At 52.2% G+C, this 3,478-nt stretch carries 1 protein-coding gene; it reads right to left on the reverse strand.

Going from position 1 to position 3,478, the window contains the following annotated elements:
- Positions 1-3,478 (reverse strand): hypothetical protein (locus tag VIM87_RS01865; protein WP_331995329.1); only part of this gene is annotated, 3,478 nt, incomplete at both ends.

The following is a 3,478-nucleotide window of genomic DNA, read 5'->3' on the forward strand; positions in this document are numbered from 1 at the left end:
GTTTTCTGCATTTTGAAAATGCGGGCCATACGGTTGTTAACGTTGGCAATACCTGTAACCGGGGTCAGGTAAGTGGCAGCGCCGCCATCATCACCGAAAGTAAAGAAGGAAAGATCATTTGTAATAGCTGCCGCATTACTCTTGTTGGAGGCGGCAACCGCTGTACCTGCAGCTATGGTAACTATACCGGTATCTGCACTCTGCGATTGTTTCTGGTACAGCATGCCCCTGTCATCCCGGCCAATGCCGGTGATGTGTTTTGCATAAGCGCTGTTGGCGGCGGCATCCCACATCTTGGTAGTGCCGTTACTTGCCAGGTAATCTACAGGAGTGCCAATGCCCAGGGTAAGGCCATATTTCAATGCCAGGTAAGATTGCACCTGCTGGCGTTCAAGATTGCTCAGCTTGCGGGAGTACAGGATCACTTCCGATACATCGCCATAGAAAACAGTATTATGGCCGGCGCCTATATAATCCTTTACGGGCACGGAGTTCAGGCTAACCGTGTTAACATTTGATGTTAACAGCACCTTGCCGTCAAAACCGGTAGCCCAGTCGTTGGGCGCGCTCCATGAATTGAGCAGGTGCGGATTACGCCCATCTACCTCTGCTGGAATAACAAAATTCCTGCGTGCATTGGACGAACCAAAGTAGGTGTAATGGCTGTTAGCCCAGGCATATTCAGCCCCCGCGCTGTAGCTGCCTCCGAACTCCCAGGGGAATCCCTGGCCGGTAGCGCTGTTAGGCTGCGTTTGCAGCTGAACGGAAAATATTTCTGCAGCAGTAAATGCTTGTGCAAACTGTGGCAATGTAAAATAGCTTGCACCTCTGAAACCAACGCCGGTATTGAAATTAAAGTCCTTGAAATTCATGGGTACCGCGTTGCCATTTGCCTTTGGCCATACACGGCCTGAAGGGGCCTGGTCTATCCATTGTGTTATGTTGGCTGCTGTTCCTACCAGGCCGGAATCCCCACGGGTCCATACTTCCAGGCCGGCCGCTACGCCTGCAGGGCCGCGGTAGGCATTGCCAAAGGTGAAATATGCACCGTCGGGCAGCAGGTCGCTGTCAATATTCACCAGTCCCCTTGCATCCAGCTGGTAAGCCTGGTCCCCTGCTCCAAAGGTTTCATCGCTGCTCACCAGCAGGTATTCCGTACTGTCGCCATCCATCAGCGCCAGCCTGATATTGCTCTTCGCCCAGTTGGTGCGGTCTATTTTATAGATGCGCGCCTGGCGCAGTGTAACGTCGCCCAGTCCGGAAACAGGCTGGGTAAAGGTTACTGCTCCGCCGTTATCGCTGAAGGTGAAAAAGGAAAGATCATTATTAATAATAGTGGAGTTCTCCTTATTCGAAGCGGCAAAGGCAGTGCCTACGGCAATGCTTACAATGGCGCTGTCAAGCTGTGAGCGGCTTTGCTTCTGGAGCAGGGCGCCGTTATCATCCCTTCCGATGCCGGTGATGCGCTGGCCGTAGCCGGTGTTCTTGGAAGCCGTCCACATCCTGGCAGTACCATCGCTGGCAATGTAATCGGTCATAGCGCCTGCGGCGTTCCGCAGGGTCAGGGCATATTTCAAAGCCAGGTAGCTGTTGACCTGTATGCGCTCGGGATCTGTTAAGCGCCTGTTGTAAAGCATCACCTCTGCAATGCGGCCCCGGAAAATGGAGTTATGCCCTGCGCCAATAGCACTATTTATAGCCGCCCCCCTGCTGAAAGTAACCGGGAAAGCAGTGCTGCTGCCGATTGTTTTGCCATCAAAGTTAAGCGACCAGCTGGAGGGTGCGCTCCAGTTATTTAATACGTGCGCCCGTTGCATATTGATGCCGCCTAACGGGTAGCCCGGCCGTGAGTTGGTGCCAAAATGCGTATAGTGGCTACCGTTACTATAATGATAAAACTGGTCTGTAAGGTTCGTTGGATCGCCACCGAACTCCCAGGGGAAGCTGGCAGTGGTGGAAGCAGCGGCCAGGTTAGAGAACTGCACGGAGAAGATCTCACCTGCTGTAAATGCACTTGTAATACTGGGTATCGTAAAATAGTTGTTGCCGGCAAAATTAACGGTCGGGTTATAGTTAATGGCATTCGCCTGCCAGGGAACAGCAATAGCCGGAAAAGTTTTGGGCCATTCTCTCTGTACCGCCTGATCAGTCCATTTGCTAACGTTACCATCAACAGCCGTTATACCTGCATCGGCTTTCACCCATGACTGTAAACCGGCAGCCACCCCACCGGGGAACCGCTGCTGCTTGCCGAAAGTAAAGAAAGCGCCATCAGCCAGGTCGGCGCTGGAGAGTGTGATGGTACCATTGTTGCTTAATTGCAGCTCACGGGTAAGCGTACCAAAAGCAGCGTCGGTGCTGATAAGCAGGTAATTGTTCTCTGCACCGCCTTCCAGCTGCAATGTTATTTGCTGGCTGTTATTCCAGGTAGCAGTTTTCTGTACTTTCCAGATGCGGCCCATACGCTGGGTTACATTAGCGCCGCTTACTGCTGTGAAATAACTGGTGGTGCCGTTGTTATCACCGAAAACCAAAAAGGTTTTATCCTGTGTGAAAGTATTGGTATTGGCAGCATTGGAAACGGCAATGGCATTACCCAACGCAATGGTTACAATACCGGTATCCTGACTCAGCGATTGCTTCTGGTTTAACATGCTGCAATCATCCCGGCCTATACCGGTAATGCGCCTGCTATAACCGGTGTTGGATGCGGCTGTCCACATCTGCACAGTGCCATCGCTGGTAATATAGTCTGTTGCGCCGTTATTGAGGGTGATGCCATATTTCAGGCCCATGTAAGATTCAATGCGCTGTATTTCCGCTGCTGTAAGATCCCGGCCATAAATAAACACTTCGGGCACAAATACCTTTGAATATTCCCCGTAAGTGGCCCCGCCCACATCCAGCGTCCACACGCCTGCATCAGAAGTGGCGCCTGTTTTTACAGATACACCGTTCCCCTTGAATTCGTAGCTGCCGCTGGCAGCTCTTTCCAATGTATACAGCTTACTGTTTGTGGTGATGGCACCTCCGGTATTCAGCCATGCTTCCATATATAAACGGTTCTCGAAGTTGGCGTGCCAGCCGAATAGCTTGTTACCGGTTGAGCTGTTAAACACACGGCCGTTCTGCGTACCTTCCAGCTGCGTCATGCCACCCATGGTATAGGCGCCTGTTACGCCGGCTGCTGCCGGTGCCAGGTGCGCATCATTCCCGTCATAATAAATGGCGGGATTAAAGTTCACCATGCCGGTAGTATTATCAGGATCGCCAACAACCGTCATGTGATTGGCATTACCGGAAATATCACCCCAGTTCACACCGTTCACCGCCTGGTCTGCACGGTACCATGCACGGATACCATTATTTACACAGGCAGGGCCCTGTAAGGTCATGGGTATGCTGTTGCCAAATTCCGAAGTGCCGCAGTTATTGGCCGGTATGCGCAGGGTGGCCGTCCAGAAGCCAAGCCCTGTAG

Origin of the sequence: Chitinophaga sp. (genome assembly GCF_036569125.1) — a bacterium.
Classification (GTDB): domain Bacteria; phylum Bacteroidota; class Bacteroidia; order Chitinophagales; family Chitinophagaceae; genus Chitinophaga.